Here is a 3,217-nt window from a genome sequence, read left to right as displayed (position 1 = left end):
GGATGGGCCGGGGACGACCTAGGCAGGGCTACCAGCCCCCGGGCCGACACACGAGAGGACTCATCCCGCGCAGCCTCGCGGCCATCCATACCTAGGAGGGTCCGCGCGGGACAGTCCCGGACAAGGCCACCGCTCCGAGCGGGAAGTTCATTCGGGCCCTGGCGGCGGAGAGGATGGCACCGGACGATCTAGGCGGGGCTACCGGCCCCCAGGCCAATGGGCGAGGTGACTCATTCCGGCGCAGGCGCGTCGTCGCCCTCGGTGGTGGGGAGGGTGGCGAGGAGGTCGGCGTTGAGGGGGCCGGTCCAGGACAGGTCGCCGGACCGTATGCGGGTTAGTACGTCGTGTACCCAGGCCAGTTCGGCGGCGCGGAGGGCGCGTTCGCACTCAAGTTCGAGCAGCAGGATGCGGGGCAGGCCGCTCGCCTCCTGGGCGGCCAAGTGCGCGTCCAGGCCGGCGACGGCGCCTTCCAGGGCTCCTGTACGGGTACGCAGGGCGTGTTCGGCGTCGTCCGGGTGCAGTGCGCCCATCAGTGAGACGGCGGCCGTCAGGGTGCGCATGTCGTCGTGCGGCTGCTCCAGCAGCCGCCGCAGCCGGGTGGACAGTTCGGCCTGTCCCTCCGAGGTGATGCGGTAGACGGTCCGCTCCGGGCGGCGGCCCTCTCTGGTGGTCTCGACCGGCACGATCAGCTCGCCCTCGGCCAGCCGGTCCACCGCGTGGTACAGGCTGCGCGGCAGGCCACGAACGAAGTCCTTGTGCGTGTCGATGATGAAGCGGTGCAGCTCATAGGGATGGGAGGGCTTGACCGAGAGCAGCGCGAGCACGGTGAGCCCCACCAGGTCGGGCCCCGCCTTCCGCCCTGCCATCACATCCCTCCTTATTGCGCCTCGCACCATACAGCCGCGAGCGTACAAGACCCACCCACCGAACCACGGCCCAATGACACGGCCGGAGGCTGTTGTGGGGGGCTCGGCAGGTTGGAGGGGCGGCCACGCGCTCGGCGCGACACCGCCGCGCTCACGGGCCGACCGGACGGCCCGCCGACAGGCGGGGGGTGATCGGCCTGGGGTTCGTTGGGGGTTAGCGGCAATGCGGGTTGGTTGGGGCCGGGGCTGGTTTCAAGAACCGTAGAAGATCAAGACAGGAGAACGGAGATCCGGTGGAACGGGTGATCTTCTACCACCATCCGTCACACACTGGATCTTCGTTGAGTGCTGTGGTGAATCGTCAAGTCCGAACGGCCGCGGGGTGGTCGCGTCCGGGCATTTGGGTGAGCTGACGCAACGCGTGCCGTTCGAGACGGGTGGCCGTGAGCGGCGGTTACGTGATCTGCCCTCGTGTGTAGCCAACCGGCATTGGGGTTAGCGGGGGGTGAAGTGAGGGGTCCAGGTTTCGGTGGGTTCGGCTTCGCGGTAGTCGGTGAGGGGTTGGACGGTGGTGCCGTCGGTGCTGACCAGGACGAGGCGGCTGCGGGAGGGCTCTTCGCAGCCGGTGGGGCCGTCGATCTCGCAGGCCCAGGCCACCAGGTGGTCGTTGTCGGCCCAGGCGGACAGCTCGATGACCATGTGGCCCTTGGCCGCACGGATCGGGGTGACCTTGCCGGTGGGGATGTCCTGGACCCCTGTCCAGGCGCGGTCTTCGGAGGCGTTGACGGCCAGGCGGTGGCCGTCCGGGGAGCGGCCGGCGGGCTGGTTGGTGGTGTGCTTGGGCTTGGCCGCCGAGCGGCCCTGGAGGTCGAAGTAGGTGCGCTCGCTCTCGAAGCCGGTGATGTCCCAAAGGACGGTGCCGTCGGCGGACCAGTGCAGGTCGGCGCCCCGCCCGTGGCCGGATGTGTCAGCGGACATCGGGACGAACCGGGACTCGCCCGTCTCCGGGTCGAGGAGCACGAAGCCGGTACGGCGGGCCGTGGACCCCTTCCCCGAGTCGTCGGCGTCGGGGTCGGAGTCGTAGACCGTCAGCAGCAACCGCTCGCCGTCGGGCGACCACTTGACCGCACTCGGCCGCTGGTCCAGGTCGAGCCAGCGCACGCTGCTACCGGAGCGGTCGGTGACGCCGACCCGGCGGGCGCCGAACTTCTCCAGCACCGCGACCTGGCCACCGCCCGGCGCGACGTCGAGGTAGGTCCACGCGGTCTTGCGGTAGCGCCCCCGCGCGTCGTCGTAGAGGTACCAGGTCGAGCGGACCTCGGTCCGGCCGGCGGTGACCTTCCGGAGGGAGGTGACGTCGTACGCGAACATGGCCACGCCCTGCGCCGCGATCAGGCGACCCTCCGGGGGCTCGACGTCGGGGTCGGCGCTTACCGCGAGGTCGCGAACCTGGCCGGGTGAGGCCGAGGGCTGCCCGGCGACCACCGTGACCGGGTCGGACGGCGAGCCGCCGCCCGCGAGCGCGCCGGTCACCACGACCGCCGCGGCGACGGCCGCGGCGACCGCTCCCGCGAGTGCCATGACCGTGCCCCGGCGCCGCCGGGAGCGCCGGCGTATGGCCCGGCCCGCCAGGTCGGGCGGAATCTTCGACTCCTCCGACCACTCGCGCAGGACCTCCTTCAAAACGTCTTCGACGGTCATGCGGTCGCCTCCCCGAAGATCGTGTAGGGGTCGTCGAAGGCCCGCAGCTCCGGCGAGAGCTCGCGGAGCCGGGCCAGGGCGCGGTGCGAGGTGCTGCGAACCGTGCCGACCGAACAGCCGAGCTGCGCCGCCACCGTGGACTCCGGAAGATCTTCGAAATATCGGAGCACCAGCATGGTCCGCTGCCGGGGGGTGAGCCGGGCCAGCGCCCGCCGGACGACGATCTTCAGCTCGGCGGTGTGCGCCTCGTCCGGCCCGGACACCTCGGGCGGCTCGGCGACGGCCATCTCGTTGCGCCGCCAGGCCAGCCGCCACCAGGAGACCTGCTGGCGGTACATCGCATGCCGGACGTAAGCCTCGGGCGACTCGATGGACCGCCATTTCGTGAAGGTGCGGGCCAGCGCCGACTGCAGCAGATCTTCCGCCGCGTGCTGGTCACCGCCCGCGAGCAGGTAGGCCACGCGCATGAGGGCAGGCGAGCGCGCGGTCACGAACTCGCGGAACGCCCTCTCGGCGTCGTCGTCCACAGTCAACCTCCACATTGCGGTACGCCCTTTTAGACGCGACGGCGAGCCCGCCGCTATGCGACCCGCTCCAAAGAATTTTCAGAGCCCGGCCCCACCCCCAAAGCGACCGAAGCGCCCCGGAAC

3 protein-coding genes are annotated in these 3,217 nt (G+C 70.8%); all 3 read right to left on the bottom strand.

Features of this window, described 5'->3' with window-relative positions:
* Nucleotides 1–230 precede the first annotated feature (230 nt).
* Nucleotides 231–866, bottom strand: a complete 636-nt coding sequence (locus tag C1I98_RS36955) for a PadR family transcriptional regulator (protein ID WP_111171918.1) — start codon at nt 864–866, stop codon at nt 231–233.
* Between the two features lie 495 nt (nt 867–1,361).
* Complete coding sequence (locus C1I98_RS36950; RefSeq protein ID WP_111171917.1) at nt 1,362–2,567, bottom strand: hypothetical protein; 1,206 nt, start codon at nt 2,565–2,567, stop codon at nt 1,362–1,364.
* A complete protein-coding gene (locus tag C1I98_RS36945) occupies nt 2,564–3,094 on the bottom strand; it encodes a SigE family RNA polymerase sigma factor (RefSeq protein WP_111171916.1) in 531 nt (176 codons plus the stop codon). The genes C1I98_RS36950 and C1I98_RS36945 overlap by 4 nt, the downstream gene beginning before the upstream one ends.
* Nucleotides 3,095–3,217: the final 123 nt, after the last annotated feature.

The organism is Spongiactinospora gelatinilytica (assembly GCF_003236385.1).
Lineage (GTDB): Bacteria > Actinomycetota > Actinomycetes > Streptosporangiales > Streptosporangiaceae > Spongiactinospora > Spongiactinospora gelatinilytica.
This window is presented reverse-complemented; position numbering and strand designations above follow the sequence as displayed.